This is a genomic window from Streptomyces sp. NPDC050546 (assembly GCF_044457425.1).
In the GTDB taxonomy this organism is placed as follows: domain Bacteria; phylum Actinomycetota; class Actinomycetes; order Streptomycetales; family Streptomycetaceae; genus Streptomyces.
Map to the genome: position 1 here is coordinate 210,236 of NZ_JBITGX010000004.1, position 14,559 is coordinate 224,794.

Annotated in this window: 12 protein-coding genes; 5 read left to right on the forward strand and 7 right to left on the reverse strand. The window is 72.5% G+C overall.

Annotated features, from left to right (window positions below; translation table 11 throughout):
- Positions 1-35: 35 nt before the first annotated feature.
- The 4 genes from ACIBK5_RS11905 to fahA all read right to left on the reverse strand — a co-directional run bounded on the left by ACIBK5_RS11905 (position 36) and on the right by fahA (position 3,666).
- Positions 36-263: a ferredoxin family protein gene (locus ACIBK5_RS11905; RefSeq protein ID WP_010986276.1), complete on the reverse strand. Its 228-nt coding sequence runs from the start codon at positions 261-263 to the stop codon at positions 36-38.
- A 33-nt stretch (positions 264-296) separates the two neighbouring features.
- On the reverse strand, positions 297-1,097 hold the full coding sequence (locus tag ACIBK5_RS11910; protein ID WP_399018661.1) for a GntR family transcriptional regulator: 801 nt from the start codon (positions 1,095-1,097) through the stop codon (positions 297-299).
- 170 nt (positions 1,098-1,267) lie between these two features.
- Complete coding sequence (locus tag ACIBK5_RS11915) at positions 1,268-2,206, reverse strand: M56 family metallopeptidase (RefSeq protein WP_399019186.1); 939 nt, start codon at positions 2,204-2,206, stop codon at positions 1,268-1,270.
- A gap of 242 nt (positions 2,207-2,448) precedes the next feature.
- The gene (fahA, locus tag ACIBK5_RS11920) at positions 2,449-3,666 is read right to left on the reverse strand and encodes a fumarylacetoacetase (protein ID WP_399018663.1); all 1,218 of its coding nucleotides are present in this window, start codon (positions 3,664-3,666) and stop codon (positions 2,449-2,451) included.
- A gap of 378 nt (positions 3,667-4,044) precedes the next feature.
- On the opposite strand from fahA, the gene ACIBK5_RS11925 reads away from it, so the two are divergent.
- From ACIBK5_RS11925 to ACIBK5_RS11945, 5 genes are all read left to right on the forward strand, one after another.
- Positions 4,045-5,223, forward strand: coding sequence for a DegT/DnrJ/EryC1/StrS family aminotransferase (locus ACIBK5_RS11925; RefSeq protein ID WP_399019187.1), 1,179 nt, complete (start codon positions 4,045-4,047; stop codon positions 5,221-5,223).
- Between the two features lie 4 nt (positions 5,224-5,227).
- On the forward strand, positions 5,228-7,507 hold the full coding sequence (locus ACIBK5_RS11930; protein ID WP_399018665.1) for a lipopolysaccharide biosynthesis protein: 2,280 nt from the start codon (positions 5,228-5,230) through the stop codon (positions 7,505-7,507).
- 291 nt (positions 7,508-7,798) lie between these two features.
- Complete coding sequence (locus tag ACIBK5_RS11935) at positions 7,799-9,613, forward strand: glycosyltransferase (protein ID WP_399018667.1); 1,815 nt, start codon at positions 7,799-7,801, stop codon at positions 9,611-9,613.
- Positions 9,610-10,050 (forward strand): hypothetical protein, encoded by a 441-nt coding sequence (locus tag ACIBK5_RS11940; protein ID WP_399018668.1) that lies wholly within the window; start codon positions 9,610-9,612, stop codon positions 10,048-10,050. The genes ACIBK5_RS11935 and ACIBK5_RS11940 overlap by 4 nt, the downstream gene beginning before the upstream one ends.
- Positions 10,047-11,189: a glycoside hydrolase family 26 protein gene (locus ACIBK5_RS11945; protein WP_399018669.1), complete on the forward strand. Its 1,143-nt coding sequence runs from the start codon at positions 10,047-10,049 to the stop codon at positions 11,187-11,189. The genes ACIBK5_RS11940 and ACIBK5_RS11945 overlap by 4 nt, the downstream gene beginning before the upstream one ends.
- Before the next feature lie 17 nt (positions 11,190-11,206).
- Here the strand turns inward: ACIBK5_RS11945 and ACIBK5_RS11950 are convergent, their stop codons facing one another.
- From ACIBK5_RS11950 to ACIBK5_RS11960, 3 genes are all read right to left on the reverse strand, one after another.
- Complete coding sequence (locus ACIBK5_RS11950; RefSeq protein WP_399018670.1) at positions 11,207-11,962, reverse strand: polysaccharide deacetylase family protein; 756 nt, start codon at positions 11,960-11,962, stop codon at positions 11,207-11,209.
- An 83-nt stretch (positions 11,963-12,045) separates the two neighbouring features.
- Positions 12,046-13,398 carry a glycosyltransferase gene (locus tag ACIBK5_RS11955; protein ID WP_399018671.1) on the reverse strand — a complete coding sequence of 451 codons (1,353 nt, stop codon included), beginning with the start codon at positions 13,396-13,398 and terminating at the stop codon, positions 12,046-12,048.
- 75 nt (positions 13,399-13,473) lie between these two features.
- A complete protein-coding gene (locus ACIBK5_RS11960; protein WP_399018673.1) occupies positions 13,474-14,559 on the reverse strand; it encodes a GNAT family N-acetyltransferase in 1,086 nt (361 codons plus the stop codon).

Consider the following 14,559-nt stretch of genomic DNA (forward strand, 5'->3'; position numbering starts at 1 on the left):
GACGTGATGGTTCGGGACATGGTGGTTCGGGCCTCTCACCGGAGCAGATAGGGCATGTTGACCGTGACGGCTCCGGTGGGGCATCGGGCCGCGCACGGGCCGCAGTACCAGCACTCGTCGACGTGCATGTACGCCTTGCCGTTGCTCTCGTCGATGGCGAGGGAGTCCAACGGGCACATGTCCACGCAGAGTGTGCAGCCGTCGATGCACTTCGACTCGTCGATGGTCACGGGCACGTCGGCCCGCTGGGGCGCCAAGGGCATGGCTGTCTCCAGGGATCTGCGCGAGAGGGGTGGTTACCGAGTCCGGTGCAGCAGGCCGCTCATGGTGATGCGGTCGCCGCGGAAACGGATGAACTCCAGGTCGACCGGGCGGCCGTCCGCGAGGTGGGTGAGGCGTTCCAGCATGAGGACCGCGGCGCCGCGCGGGGCCTCGAGCACGGCGGCCGAGTGCGTGTCCGCGCTGACCGCTTCCAGGGTGATCTCGGCGTGGCCGAGGGGCCGGCCGGTGACGGCCTCCAGGAGGCGGAAGACGTCGGTGTTCTCCAGGTCGGCGCCGAGCAGTTCGGTGCCGATGTCGAGCGGGACGTAGGTGAGGTCGAGGGACAGGGGGAGGCCGTTGAGACGGCGCAGGCGTTCGATGTAGAGGACGTCGGTGCCGGGCGCGAGCTGGAGGCGTTCGGCGACCGGCGCGGGTGCCGGGGCGGGGCCCATGGTGCGGACCTCGTTGGTGACCCGGCCGTGTTCGCGGAGGGTTTCCGCGAGGCCCATCAGGCGGTCGAGACCATGGGGGTACTTGTGGGCCACGACCACGGTGCCGACGCCGGGCCGGCGTTCCACGAGGCCCTCGGCCCGCAGCAGGTCGAGCGCCTCGCGGACCGTGTTGCGGCCGGCGCCGTAGTCGGCGGCGAGGGTCGACTCGTGGGGGAGGGTGCCGTCGGGGAAGGCGCCGGTGAGCGTCTGCTGGCGGAGCAGGTCCGCCAGTTGCCTGGCCCGGTCGGCGCGCAGCCGTCGCCGCGCGCGGTGGGCGGCGACGGTGGTCGCGGCTCCCTGTCCGGCGTGGTCCCGGCTGCGGTCGATGGGCATGGCTCGGACCATACCTATCCGATAGGAAAAGTAGTGTTGCGGGAGTGTTGCGCCACCGGGAATGTGACCGGTTCGACTGTTGAGCTGCGGTTTCGGTCGGCCCGTGGGGAGATCCGCCACCACGGCCGCGGCCGTTCGACGGCCGGATCCGCCCCCTTGGCTCCGGCTCCCGGCCGGTACGGCTACGACAGCGCCGTCAGGCCCGGGGCGAACGCGATCAGCAGGGGCAGCAGCGGTACGAGCGCGGCCGTGGTGGTCGTCAGAGCCCGGTGCCTGCGGCCCAGCCGGGGCGGAGGTTCCAGGAGCCGGTCGACCCGTTCGCCCAGCAGACGGTGGCTGGAGGCGCAGGACAGGACGCCGCGGTGCTGGTTGAGCTCGATCAGGGCCAGTGCGGTGGTCAGGTGGCCGCAGCGGCGGGACGCGGTGTCGTCGGCGGCCAGTTCGACCAGGCGGTGGGTCTGGTCGCAGAAGTGGGCGAACAGCGGGATGCGCGGGAAGCCGGTGGCGAGTGCTGTGGACAGGTGCAGCAGCCAGTCGTGGCGGGCGCGGGCGTGGCCGCGCTCATGGGTGAGGACGGCGTCGAGCTGGTGGCCGGTGAGGCGGTGCAGGGCGCCCGTGGTGACGATCAGCTGGGAGGGACTGCCGGGCATCCACCAGGCGTCGGGGTACTCGTCCTCCAGGACCAGCAGCGGACCGCGGGCCGCGGGCAGGCCGGCCGGCAGGTCGGGGGCGCGTTCGCGCAGATGGGCGCGGGCCTGGGCGCGGCGCCGGCGCGCCTCGACGAGTTCGCGCGCGAGCATCGCGGTGGTCCAGGCGGCGCCGCAGGCCAGCAGCAGGGTGAGGGTGGCGGCCCACGGAGGGGCGGTGGAGAGGTCGTACGCCGCGGTCACGGCGGGCGGCGCCGGAGCGAAGAGCTGGGCGCGGACCGTGCCGAAGACGGCGGCGGCGCCCAGGGCGAGAGCCGTCACACAGCACAGCAGGACGGTGGCGACCAGGCACTGCCACACCCACAGCGCGACCACCGGTTCCCGCTCCGGCCACGCGGACCGGGTCAGCGCCCGGGGCACGGGCACGGCGGCCGTCAGGGCGACAACGCTCAGCAGGAGCAGGCAGACGGTCATTGCCACGGGCTCCGGTTCCTGGTCGGAAGAGGGGCGGCTACGGGTGGTGCGAGGGAGAGCGGCTGCTGTGCGCGCCGGTGCCACGGCCGAAGTGCTCGCCGCACGTGCCGTGTACCGCGCGCGGGCGGACACACCGCCCGACGCCCAGTATGACGGGCCGGGCGGTGTGAGTCAGGGGCCGAACACCATCGGAAGAGCCGGGAGGGGCGACTGTCGGCCAGACTCGCCCCTGCCGCGAGGGTTCACTCCGCTCCCGGTGTCACCCGCCCCGTCACCTCGCCGAGCCCCACCCGTACACCGTCCGGCCCCGGGGCCCAGGCCGAGAGGGTCACCACGTCGCCGTCCTCCAGGAACGTCCGCTTGCCGTCCGGGAGTTCGAGGGGCTCGCGGCCGTTCCAGGTCAGCTCCAGCAGGGAGCCGCGCTCCCGGTCCGCCGGGCCGCTGACCGTGCCGGAGCCGTACAGGTCGCCGGTGCGCAGGGAGGCGCCGTTCACGGTCATGTGGGCCAGCTGCTGGGCGGCCGTCCAGTACATGGTGGAGAAGGGCGGCTCGGAGACGACATGGCCGTTGACGGCGACGGTGATCCGCAGGTCGTAGCCGCCGGGTTCCTCGTCGCCGTCGTCCAGGTACGGCAGCAGTTCGTGCGTCCGGGCCGGCGGGGCCACGAGGGCGTCCTCCAGGGCGTCCAGCGGGGTGATCCACGCCGACACCGAGGTGGCGAAGGACTTGCCGAGGAACGGGCCGAGGGGAACGTACTCCCAGGCCTGGATGTCGCGTGCGGACCAGTCGTTGAGGAGGCAGAGGCCGAAGACGTGCTCGCGGAAGTCGCCGAGGGCCACCGGCCGGCCCATCCGGGAGGGCGCGCCGACGACGAAACCGACCTCCGCCTCGATGTCCAGGCGGACGGACGGGCCGAACACGGGAGCGGCGTCGGCGGGGGCCTTGCGCTGACCGGACGGGCGTACGACGTCCGTGCCGGAGACGACGACCGTGCCGGAGCGGCCGTGGTAGCCGATCGGCAGATGCTTCCAGTTGGGGGTGAGGGAGTCCTCGGCGTCGGGGCGGAAGATCTGGCCGACGTTCCGGGCGTGGTTCTCGGAGGCGTAGAAGTCGACGTAGTCCGCGACCTCGAAGGGGAGGTGCAGGGTCACCGAGGACAGGGGGTGGAACAGCGGTTCGACGGTCTCGCGGTGGGACGGCACGGTCACCCAGGCGGTCAACGCCCGGCGCACGTCCGACCAGGCCGTGCGCCCCGCCGCCAGCAGCGGGTTGAGGGTCGGCCGGGCCAGCAGGGCGGCGTACGGGGAGCCGAGCGCGTGGGCCGCGGCGCCGGCGTCCAGCACATGGTCGCCGAGCCGGACGCCCACGGACCGGTGGGACGAGCCGGGGAGGGAGAACACGCCGTACGGCAGATTGTGCGGGCCGAAGGGGTCGCCCTCGGGGACATCGAAGGGGGGCATCGGGTGCTGCCTCGCTTTCGGGTGTGCCATGTCGTCGCCACGTGTTCGTGGTCATGCCACACGTTACGGGTGGCACGCCGGTCGTGGGCAGAGTCCGAGGAGGCGGACACGGGCGAACGGGGCAGGTGGGTGCGGGGTGACCGGACGGCGCGACTCCGGCGCGGCGGACGGGACGCCCTATTCGTACGTGCCGGAAGTTATCCACAGGACGCGACGCAATCTTGACGGAGCGGTGCGAACGGGGCGACTCTGGGCGGGTGCCGGAAGGCCTCGGGGAGGGGGCGTTCCTACGGCACACCAGGGGGGCGGATGGCCATAGGGGAGGCCGGTCCGGGCTCGGTGCGGCGTGGTCCACAGCCGAAGCGGCTGGAAGAGACCATGCGCGTCCGGCTCGGCCGGGAATGTGTGTATGTACCGTCGTGCCGTTTCGGGCTGTACGTGGCGCTGCGCCACTGGTGCCCGCCCGGCGGACGGGTGCTGATGTCGCCGGTCAACGACGACGTGATCTTCTTCGTCGTGCTCGCGGCCGGACTGCGTCCGGTGCAGGCGCCGTTGAACCCGCTCGACGCGTCCATCGACGTCGATGCCGTGCCCGAGGAGACATGGCGCTCGGTGTCGGCCGTGCTCACGACGAACCTGTACGGGAACCCGGACCCGGCGCCGCGCCTCAGGCAGAAGTGCGACGCGCTCGGGATCCCGCTGTTCGAGGACGCGGCGCACGCCATCGGCAGCAGGGTGGGGGACCGGCCGGTCGGGGCGTGGGGGGAGGCATCCGCGTTCAGCCTGTCCAAGCATGTGGGCGCCAAGGCCGGAGGCATGCTCTCGCTCGCCGATCCGGGACTGCGGGAGGCGGTGGAGAAGACCTGCGCGGGGCTGCTCGTCCCACGCCGGATGAGCTCCGAACTGGCTTATGCCGTCCGGCCGTTCGCGGAGGCGACGGTGCGCGGGCTGCGGCTGCGGCGCGCCGCCTGGGCCGCGATCCGGCTGCTGGGTCTCGCGGACCGCGAGGAGATCCGGATGCCGCTGCGCCCGGACGAACTCGCCCGAGCCGAGCGCGGGGCGCCCGGGCTGGAGGCGCACCACCCCTGGGTACGGGTCGACATGCACGACTACCGCCAGGAGTCCGGCCTGCTGCGGCTGCGGCGCATCGGCCGCAAGCTCGACCGGCTCGACGACGTGCTGGACGCCTGCCGGGCGGGCACCGAGCTGCTGCTGTCCACGCCCTGGGCCAAGCCGCGCGACGCGTACGGCACACAGCCGCTGTTCCGCGTCCCGCTGTTCGTGGCGGACCGGGACGCGGCGATCGCGGCACTGGCACGACGGGGCGTCGTCGTCGGCTACCTCTACGACCCGCCCCTGGACGACTACGCCGGTGCGGAGTTCACCGACCCCTCACCGGCCCCCGAGGCGGCCCGCTGGTTCGCGCGGCACGCGCTGCCCGTGGACCCGCTGCGGGCGCGGACGGCCGTCGAGGTGCTGGAGCGGTCCGGGGCACGACCGGCCGAGGCGCCCGGAGAGCTGTCCAGGGCCAGGCCGACACCGGGAGGGCTGGGTTAGTCCCGTGGCTGAGATCCAGGTGCACGAGCCCGCCCCCACGCGTGCCGGAGGGGGCGGGCTCGAGCCTGCCGACAGCGAGCGCACGCACGACTCGCTCTTCAAGAACGCCTACTTCCTCATGCTCAGCACCGGCGTGTCCGCCGTGCTGGGCCTGGGATTCTGGCTGGTGGCCGCCCGCTACTACTCCGAGGAGGCCGTCGGCCAGGGCTCCGCCGCGATCGCCGCGATGCGGCTGCTCGCCAGCATCACGGCGACGACGATGATCGGGGCCGTCGTGCGCTTCGTCCCGCGCGCGGGGCGGGAGACCGGGCGCCTGGTGTGGGGCACGTACGTGGCCAGTTCGCTGATCGTGGCGCTCGCCGCCGCCGTCTTCCTGCTCACGCTCGACGCCTGGGGGGCGTCGTACGCCCCCCTGGGCACCCCCATGGCGGGGGCGGTGTTCGTCGCGGCGTGCGTGGCCTGGGCGCTGCTCACCCTCCAGGACGGCGTGCTCACCGGACTGCGCAAGGCGGAGTGGGTGCCGGCCGGGAACGCGGTGTTCTCGGTCGGGAAGCTGGCCCTGCTGGCCGTCTTCGCCGGCACGCTGCCCGTCCTCGGCATCTTCGTCTCCTGGGCGGTGGCGATCGCCTTCTCCACCCTGCCGCTGGGCTGGCTGATCTTCCGCAGGCTCATCCCGCGCCAGGCGGACCACGACCGCGAGAAGGAACCTCCGAGACTCCGCGACATGGGCCGCTTCCTGGCCGGGGACTCACTGGGCGCGCTGTTCAGCCTGGCCATGATCAACCTGTTGCCGGTGATGGTCGCGGTCCGCTTCAGCGCCGCGGAGAACGGCTACTTCTACGTGGCGTACACCGTCGGCGGCACGATGGAGTTCATGGCCATCAACATGGCCTCGTCCCTCACCGCGCACGCCTCGCACGACCCACGCCAGCTCGCCGACGGCGTCCGGGGAGCACTGCGGCGCATGACGCTGCTGCTGGTCCCGGTCGTGCTGGTGCTGGTCCTCTTCGCTCCGTACATCCTCACGCCCTTCAGCCCGGACTACGCCGAGCACGGCTCGACCGTGCTGCGGCTGCTCGCCCTCGGCGCGCTGCCGCGGGTCGTGGTGGAGCTGTACATCGGCGTGCTGCGCGTCCAGGGGCGCACGGGTGTGCTGGCCGCGCTCCAAGGAGCCATGTGCGCCCTGGTACTGGGCAGCGCGGCCGTGCTGTTCACTCCGGCCGGGATCGCGGGCGCAGGCTGGGCGGTGCTGCTCAGCATGACGCTGATCGCCGTCGTCTCCACGGTCGGGCTCCGGGCGGCACTGCGTCACAACGACAGCGCGCCCCCCGTCGTCACACCCGACGATCCCTCCTACGGCACCCGCTGGGCGAAGCTCAACGCCACCGCCGGCTACGGCACGACTTGGGCCCGCCGCGCCGCCTACCAGCCCCAGGGCGGCGACCAGGACACGGTCACGCTGTTCATCGGGCGCCCCGGTTACGAACGTGAGGCGTTGCAGGCGGACACCCTGGCGCTGATCGTGCGCCCGGAGGGACCACCCCGGGAGCCGTCGCACGAGTCCGGAGAACCACCGCACGAGCCCGGAGAGCCGCTCACCGGCCAGGAGCCACAGGAACGGCGACTCAGAGGCGCCCTCTGGAGCCTGCTCGGTGTCGCCGTCGTGTTCTTCCTGGCGCCGCTGCGCGATCTGCCCTGGCTCGGCGACGCCTCAGAAGCGGCACTGACCGGGCGTCAGCTGCTGGAGGGGCTGCCGTTGCCCTCGCTCACCGCGGGGGGCCTGCTGCTCGTGGTGTTCGTCGGCGCCCTCACGCTGTGCACCCGGAGCGACCCGTGGCTGCCCGGCACGGCGCTGTACGCCGCGCTGCTCGCCCTGTACACCGCACCGGTCGCCCTCGGGCGGGAACCGCAACCGGTGGACGGGGCGTTGTATGAGAAGACGGCCGGCTTCCTCGCGGACACACTGGGGCTCGACGGGCCCGAGCCGCTGCTGCGCTGGGCACCGCCGGTCTGCCAGCTGCTGTGCCTCGTGCCGCTGTGGCTGCTGCTCGCGAGCGCGGGCGGCCGGCTGACGTGGCCGGGGCGCTGGGGGGTTCTGTATCTCGTCGCGGTCGGCGGCTGGGTGTGGCGCGACGCGCTCGCACCCGTCGCGCCGCTCCTGCTCGCCGTCCTCGTCCTGCTTCTGCTGCTCCGCCGCGCCGCGTCGGCGTGGACGCGCTCCCGCTCCCGCTCCAAATCCAACCGACCGGCCGGCGGACCACCGAGCGGCCGGCCCAGCGACTGATCACGCTCCAGCGCCGAACAGACACGAGCCAACGCCGAACAGACACGAGCCAACGCCGAACAGACACGAGCCAACGCCGAACAGACACAAACCAGCGCCGAACAGAGTCGAACAGAGCCGATTCGCCAGGGGGGAACCACCGTGCGTCCGCCAGCAACTCCACGGGAGAGATCCACGCCAGAACCCACACCCGCCCGGGACGAAGCGGACTCGTCGGCTCCCCACCCCGAGACCTCCAGCCAGTCCTCCAGCCCCTCTTCCTCGGAGTCGTCGAGCCCCGCCCATGAGCCCGTGACGGACCTGTCCGATCTGCCTCCCGTCTGGCCCGGGCGCCGCGCCCTCGCCTGGCCCGGCGTGCCGCTGTTCGCCGCGCTCGCCCTCTGGGTGTATGCCGTGCGGCACACCGATGTCTCGCGGCTCGACGACTACGGCCTGGTCACCGCGCTGCACCCGACCTTCTGGGCCGGCCTTGCGGTGCTCACCACCGGCTTCTGGTTCACGGTCCGCGATCCGCGCCGGCGGGGCGGCTGGGCGGCGGCGTACGTCCTCGGGCTGCTGGTGATGGAGCGGGCCACCCAGGCCGTGGTCTATCCGACCCCGCTGTACGCCTGGGCGTGGAAGCACGAGGCGGTCATCGACCATCTGCTGACGGCCGGAGGTCTGCAATCGGCCGACCAGGTCGGCGACATGGCGGTGTACGACCAGTGGCCGGGCTTCTTCGCCGCGCAGGCCGCCCTGGTACGGCTGCTGGGCGTGGACTCGGCGGCGATGTTCATGGCCTGGTGGCCCCTGGCCTCCAGCCTGATGCTGCTGCTCCCGCTGCTGCTGATCTACCGCACCTTCACCGAGGACCGGCGGCTGATCTGGACCGCCGTCTGGCTCTTCTACGTCGCCAACTGGGTCGGGCAGGACTACTTCTCGCCCCAGTCCGTGGCCTACGCGCTGCATGTCGGCGTCCTGGCCGTCGTCCTGCGCCGCTTCGGCCGGTCCGCCGTGCGGCGCGGGCAGCCCCGGCAGGCCGTGTGGACGGTGGTGATCACCGTCATGCTCGTGGCGATCGTCATCTCCCACCAGCTCACCCCGGGCATGCTGGTCGTCTGCCTGCTCGCCCTGTGCCTCAGCCGCCGCTACCGCGACTGGGTCCCGGTGGTCACGACCGTCGTGATCTTCCTGGCCTGGTGTCTCACGGCGGCGCTGCCCTTCCTGTCCGCCGCGATGCCGGACATGATCCGCTCCGTCGGCGACGTCGGCGCCAACGTCGAGACGGGGTACGGGGCCACCCCGACCGGCACCGGAGCGATCGCGACCTCCTGGGCGGCCCGGCTGCTGTCCGGCTCCGTGCTGCTGCTCGCGGCCGTCGGCGTGCTGCGCCAACGGGTGCTGCGGCACCGGGCCAGGCCGTTGCTGCTGATCGCGGCGGCCCCGCTGCCGATGTTCGCGGCCAGCAGCTACGGCAGCGAGATGATCTTCCGGGTGCTGCTCTTCATGCTGCCCGGCGCCGCGTTCTTCGCCGCAGCGGCGCTGCTGCCCAAGGTCCGCACACTGGCCGCCGACGCCGCCGCCCGGGAAGCCGGCAGCCGGCAGGCCGCCCCCGCCAAGAGCGGGCGACGGTTGCTCGGCGTCTGGGTGCCGCTGGCCGCACTGCTCGGCGGCACCCTGGCGTTCGTCCCGGCCTACTCCGGCAAGGACCGGATCAACTACTTCCCGCCGCAGGAAGTGGCCCTCGTACGGCAGCTGTTCGACCAGGCGCCCGAAGGCTCGCTCGTCGTGGCAGCCAACCGCAACTACCCGCTCGCGTACGACTCCTACTGGAGCGTCGACCACTACTGGTTCCTCGACGACGCCCGCAGTCACGTCGATCAAATCGTCCAGAAGCCGGCCGCCACCCTCGCCAGTGACATGGCCGGGGTGGAGCGGCCGGCCCGGGCCTACTTCCTGCTCACCCAGGGGCAGTTGGCCAACTCCGAGATGAACGGCCAGCTCACCAGGGTGCAGCTGGACCGCGTCCGGAAGTCCGTCGCCGCCTCACCGCGGTTCCGGCTCGTGGCGCAGAACAGCGCCGGATGGCTCTACGTACTGAAGCAGGCTGGGGGAGCGGAGCGATGACACCGCAGGATCTCGTGGTCCGGATGCTGCCGCCGTTCGGCGGCTGGCTCGCGCTCGCCGCGCTCGCCCTGCCCGGTGGCTCGCCCCTGAGAGGCGCCGCGGTCGTCCTCTTCCTGGCCGCGGGCCCGGGCGCGGCGATGGTCATAGTCTGCGCCCCCGCGCTGGGGGCACGGCCCGCCGAAGGCCCGGTCGAGCGCCGGGACCCGGACTTCGCACGCCACTCCGACCTGCTGGAGCGGCTGATGCTGGTGCTGTTCATGAGCATCGGTGCCGTGATGCTCGTCGCGACCGTCCTGATCGCCACGCACACCTTCAGCGCGCAGCGGGTGCTGCTGACACTGACTCTGCTGACCACGCTCGCCGCGTTCTGTCCGCCGCTGCGCGCCTCCCCGCAGCCGAGGACGACGCCGAGTACACCGAAGGGTTCCGCTCAGTGAGGTTCAACCGTCCCCACCGATCCGACCGGCCCAACCGCCCCTTTCGCCGCGACCCGAGCACGACGACCGGGGAGCGGCCGGCCGCCGGCCCGTTCGCATCCAGCCGGCGCCGACTACTGATCACGTCCGCCACGGTCGTCAGCGCGGTCCTGGTCGGCGTACTCGCCCTCCGGGACGCCTCCGGACCGGACCCCCAGGGCGCCGGCTCCAAGGCGGACTGCCGTCCCACGGCACTCCTGGAACCCCCCTGCGGCGCCTGGTTCGGCGCGTTCGTGCCGCACGAGCGCGGCGACCTGCCCGAGAAGGTGCGCGCCTACGAGAAGCGCGTGGGCCGCGAGCTGGACATCGTGTACACGTACCACGACATGTCGCTGCCCCAGGGCACCCGCCGCGAGGGCCAGTTGCTCACCCCGGAGGAACGCCGCGTCGGCGAGGACCACCTGCTGCTGCTGTCCTGGGAGAGCAAGTGGTGGGGCGGCACGAAGAAGCAGCAGCCGACCTGGAAGCAGATCGCGTCCGGCGAACTGGACGACAAGGTCATCGACGTCCAGGCCGAGCGCATCAAGGACTACGGCAAGAAGGTCTTCCTCTCCTTCGACCTGGAGATGGACACCCGCACCCCGGACAACGGCACCCCCGCCGAGTACGTGAAGGCGTACCGGCACATCCACGACCGGTTCCGCGAGCTGGGCGTCGACAACGTGGTGTGGACGTGGATCACCACCGGCTACCTCGACCACGCCGACGAGATGAAGCGGATGTATCCCGGCGACGAGTACGTCGACTGGATCGGCTACAACCAGTACAACTACTACCGCTGCCACAACACACGCTGGATGACCTTCGCGCAGACCCAGAACGCCGCGCACGACTGGATCCGCGCGAACATCTCCGACGACAAGCCGCTGATGCTCTCCGAGTTCGGCACCGCCGAGGACTCGGCCCGCCCGCAGCGGCAGGCCGAGTGGTACGCGCAGGTGCCCGGGGTGCTGAAGGGCCTGGAGGGCGTCAAGGCCGCCCTCCAGTGGAACTACCGCGACCCCGGACCGCACTGCAACCTGGCGCTGGCGAACGAGGCGGCCTGGGACAGCCTGCGCAAGGCGGCCGCCGACCCGTATCTCAACCAGCCGCTCAAGTAGCCCACCAGTCGGCCAGGTCAGCCCGCGAACTCGGGCCCGTGCACCACCGCACGGGCCCGCCGGTACCACCGCCACCCGATCGTCTTCGGCCCGTCGCGGTACGGCGCGACCCGCGCGCCCGCCCCCGCCAGCCAGCCCTCGACATCGGCGACGGTGTGGGTGCGCCGGACGATGAGCCGCGCGATGCGGTACCGCTCGTCGTGGTCGGAGCTGAGCGCGTGCCGTACGGCGGTCGCCGTCTCGTAGCCGGCCCGGGCCGACATGGTCCGCACCCGCGGGCTGTTGTAGCCGTGCGGATAGGCCAGGTGGCGGACCTCGTGGCCGAGGGCGTCCTCCAGCACGGCCTTCGACGTGCGCAGTTCGTACGCCAGGTCCTTGCCGGACAGGGTGTCGAGCTGTGCGTGGGTGACGGTGTGACTGCCGATCTCCATGCCGGAACGTTCCAGCTCCGCCGCCCGGTCCAGCGTCATCATCGGGGCGGGCGGCAGCAGACTGCGGCCGCCCGGGGTGATGGCGCCGGTGGTGAGATAGGCGGTGGCGGGCAGCCCGCGTCCGGCCAGCGTCTCGGCGGTCGGGCCGGGCAGATCGGCGAAGCCGTCGTCGAAGGTGAGCAGCACGGGCCGGGGCGGCAGCGGCGCCCGCCCGGCCAGATGGTCGGCGATCGTGCTGATCGTGACCGGCGTACGGCCGCTGTCGGCGAGGGCGTCGAGGTGGGACGCGAACTGCCGTGGCGTGACGGTGAACTCGGCGATCCAGCCGGGCGGGTCGTCCATCACGGCGTGGTACAGGAAGACCGGGATGGCCGGGGTCCCCGAGGGCGATATCGGCCCCTCACCACGCGTGCGTGCCGACGTCCTCATCTCGCCCCCCGAAGCGTCCCCCGAACCTTCGCGCCGACCGTCGCGCGCAGCGCCCGCCGCGCCCGCACATAGCCGACAGGCCCGTACAGCATCCCCCTGCGCTGCAACCGCGACAGCCGCCGCGGCCAGGGATGCGTCCGCACATCGTGGTCACCCGGCGCCCCGCCCCCCTCCGTCTCGCGTACGGCCGTCAGCGTCCGGGCGTGGGCGAGGCCGCGGGGCAGCCGCGCGAGGAACGCCGGCAGCAGCGCGGGACGGTTCACCAGCACCGCGGTCAGATAGGCGGTGAGCCCGGCGCCGTAGCCGTACGCCTGGGTCTCCAGGTCCCGCCAGGTCTCCCGGTGGTGGTGCCACACCAGTGCGGACGGCGTGTAGCGCAGCCGGTGGCCCTGGGCCAGGACACGGACGAAGCCGTAGAGGTCGTCGCCGCCCCGGGCGGCCGTACCGGCACCGGTGGCCGGGTCGAAACCGCCGACGGAACGCAGCACCTCCGTACGGAAGGCCATGTTGGCGCCGGAGCCGAACCGCCCCGCCGTGAACGGGAACAGTGGTTCGTCGCCCGGCGGACGCGCCGGGTCGTACGTCCTTGGAGTGAAGCCCTTCGCGAAGCCGCCGTGGCTCTCCAGCAGCACCTGGGCCGGGGTCGTCAGCCGCGCGGGCAGGATCAGCCCGGTGGCGCAGCCGAGTCCGGCGTCGGCGGTGAAGGGCGCGGTCAGTTCGGTCAGCCAGCGCGGGTCGGCGACCACGTCGTCGTCGGTGAAGGCGACCACCTCGCCCCGTACGGCAGCGAGGCCCGCGTTGTGCGCGACCGCGAGGCCGGGCACCCGCTCGCACACGTACCGCACGCGCTCGGCGTACTTCCGCTCGATCAGCTCCCGCGTCTCGTCCGTCACGGGCGCGTTGTCGACCACGACGATCTCGAACCGCGGATGGTCCTGCGCCAGCAGCGAGTCCAGAGCACGGGCCAGTTGCCCGGCCCGCTCCCGGGTCGCGACCACGACACTGGTGTACGGAGGCTCACGGAGCTCACCGGGCTCACCGAACTCACCGGCTTCCGCGCGTGCGGAAAGAAGGGGCGCACACTCCGCCCGCGCCCGCGCCTCCAGCACAACCCGCGCGTCCGCCCCCTCCGGCACCCGCCCGAGCAGCGTGCCCACGGGCCGGCCGCCCCTGCGGACCAGCACGAACACCTCGCCGTGCGTCACCGGCGGGCTCCCCGGACCGGGTCTGAGCACCGCCTCGTCACTGTCGTCACCGTCGCGGCCGTCGAGATCCAGCTCAGCGACCTGCACCGCCCCGATGTCCAGGAACCGCCGTATCTCCTCCCGCGCACGCGCCGAACGAGCCATGCGCCCTCACCCCCCACTCGTGTCGGTACGAACTCGTGCTCAGGTATGAACTCGTGCTCGGGTATGAACTCGTGCTCAGGTACGGCGCAGCCGAGCCGCGCCCTTCAGGGTCCGCGCGGCCAGCGCCGCGAGCCGCGGCCTGGCGCGGACGAAACTGTGCGCGCGGCGCGCCGGCTCGCGGCTCAGCCAGTGCAGTGCCGCGCCCGCCCCCGGCCGCGTCACCGCACCCTCGTAGACGGGCAGTTCGCCGGTCTTCAGCGCGTCCTTGTACTCCGCCGCGCCCCGCCCCAGGTCGAGCATGCCGATGCCCTCGGCGGCGGCCGCCTCCGCCATGCGCAGATGGAGCACCAGGCCCGGCGAGTACTTCGCGAACTCCGGGTCGTAGGCCGGGAACCAGCAGGCCAGGACGGATGCCGAGCGCAGTCCGAAGTGGGCGGCGACGGGCCGTTCCCCGGCGTACAGCACGGACAGTGTGCCGCTGCACTCCGGTGCCCGGGTCCGGGCCAGCCGTCCCACGAGGCGGGTGATCCACTCCCGTGCGAAGCGGTCCTGCCGGCCCGTCCTGCGGTACTGCGCCGACTTCCACTCCATGAGGGTGCGCAGCGCGGCCGGGTCGCGTTCGTCGAACACGAACCGCGGCTCGCCGGCCTGCCGGCCCAGCCTGCGCTCCTTGGCCAGGGTGGTCTTCAGGAACTTCGGCGACTGCGCGCGCAGCACCGACTCGTACGTCTCGTAGCCCTTCTCCACGTCGATGACGTAGGTGGCGTGCTCCTCGGCCGCGTACCGGACGAACAGCCGCTGCTCGGCCTCCAGGTTGTCGAAGGCGAAGCTCGACACCGAGCAGGCCCGCAGGAGCCGGCCCGTGTCCAGGTCGAGGCCCGGCCGCAGGATCGCCCCCTGCGCGTCCGAGACGCCCAGCCCGATCGCCCGGCCCTGGCCCAACGGGCCCCGTTCATGGGGCAGGAAGCCGACCGGCTCCAGCCCCTCGTACACCACCGCGACCCGGGCCCGCGGCCTCACCAGGCCGACGGCTTCGGTGAACTCCGGTTCCATGAAAGGGTTGCGTGGTGCCTCGGAAGCAGCGCGCAGTGCGCGCCAGCGCTCCCTTTCCCCTTCGCCGAGCTCCCCGGGCCCAGCCACGCGAATGCGCCCACTGCTCAA

Bases quoted from the DNA above. Each gene is read 5' to 3' on its own strand.
- fahA (WP_399018663.1), bottom strand. From the start codon at position 3,666: ATGCCCCCCTTCGATGTCCCCGAGGGCGACCCCTTCGGCCCGCACAAT.
- ACIBK5_RS11905 (WP_010986276.1), bottom strand. From the start codon at position 263: ATGCCCTTGGCGCCCCAGCGGGCCGACGTGCCCGTGACCATCGACGAG.
- ACIBK5_RS11910 (WP_399018661.1), bottom strand. From the start codon at position 1,097: ATGGTCCGAGCCATGCCCATCGACCGCAGCCGGGACCACGCCGGACAG.
- ACIBK5_RS11925 (WP_399019187.1), top strand. From the start codon at position 4,045: ATGCGCGTCCGGCTCGGCCGGGAATGTGTGTATGTACCGTCGTGCCGT.
- ACIBK5_RS11940 (WP_399018668.1), top strand. From the start codon at position 9,610: ATGACACCGCAGGATCTCGTGGTCCGGATGCTGCCGCCGTTCGGCGGC.
- ACIBK5_RS11955 (WP_399018671.1), bottom strand. From the start codon at position 13,398: ATGGCTCGTTCGGCGCGTGCGCGGGAGGAGATACGGCGGTTCCTGGAC.
- ACIBK5_RS11950 (WP_399018670.1), bottom strand. From the start codon at position 11,962: ATGGACGACCCGCCCGGCTGGATCGCCGAGTTCACCGTCACGCCACGG.
- ACIBK5_RS11915 (WP_399019186.1), bottom strand. From the start codon at position 2,206: ATGACCGTCTGCCTGCTCCTGCTGAGCGTTGTCGCCCTGACGGCCGCC.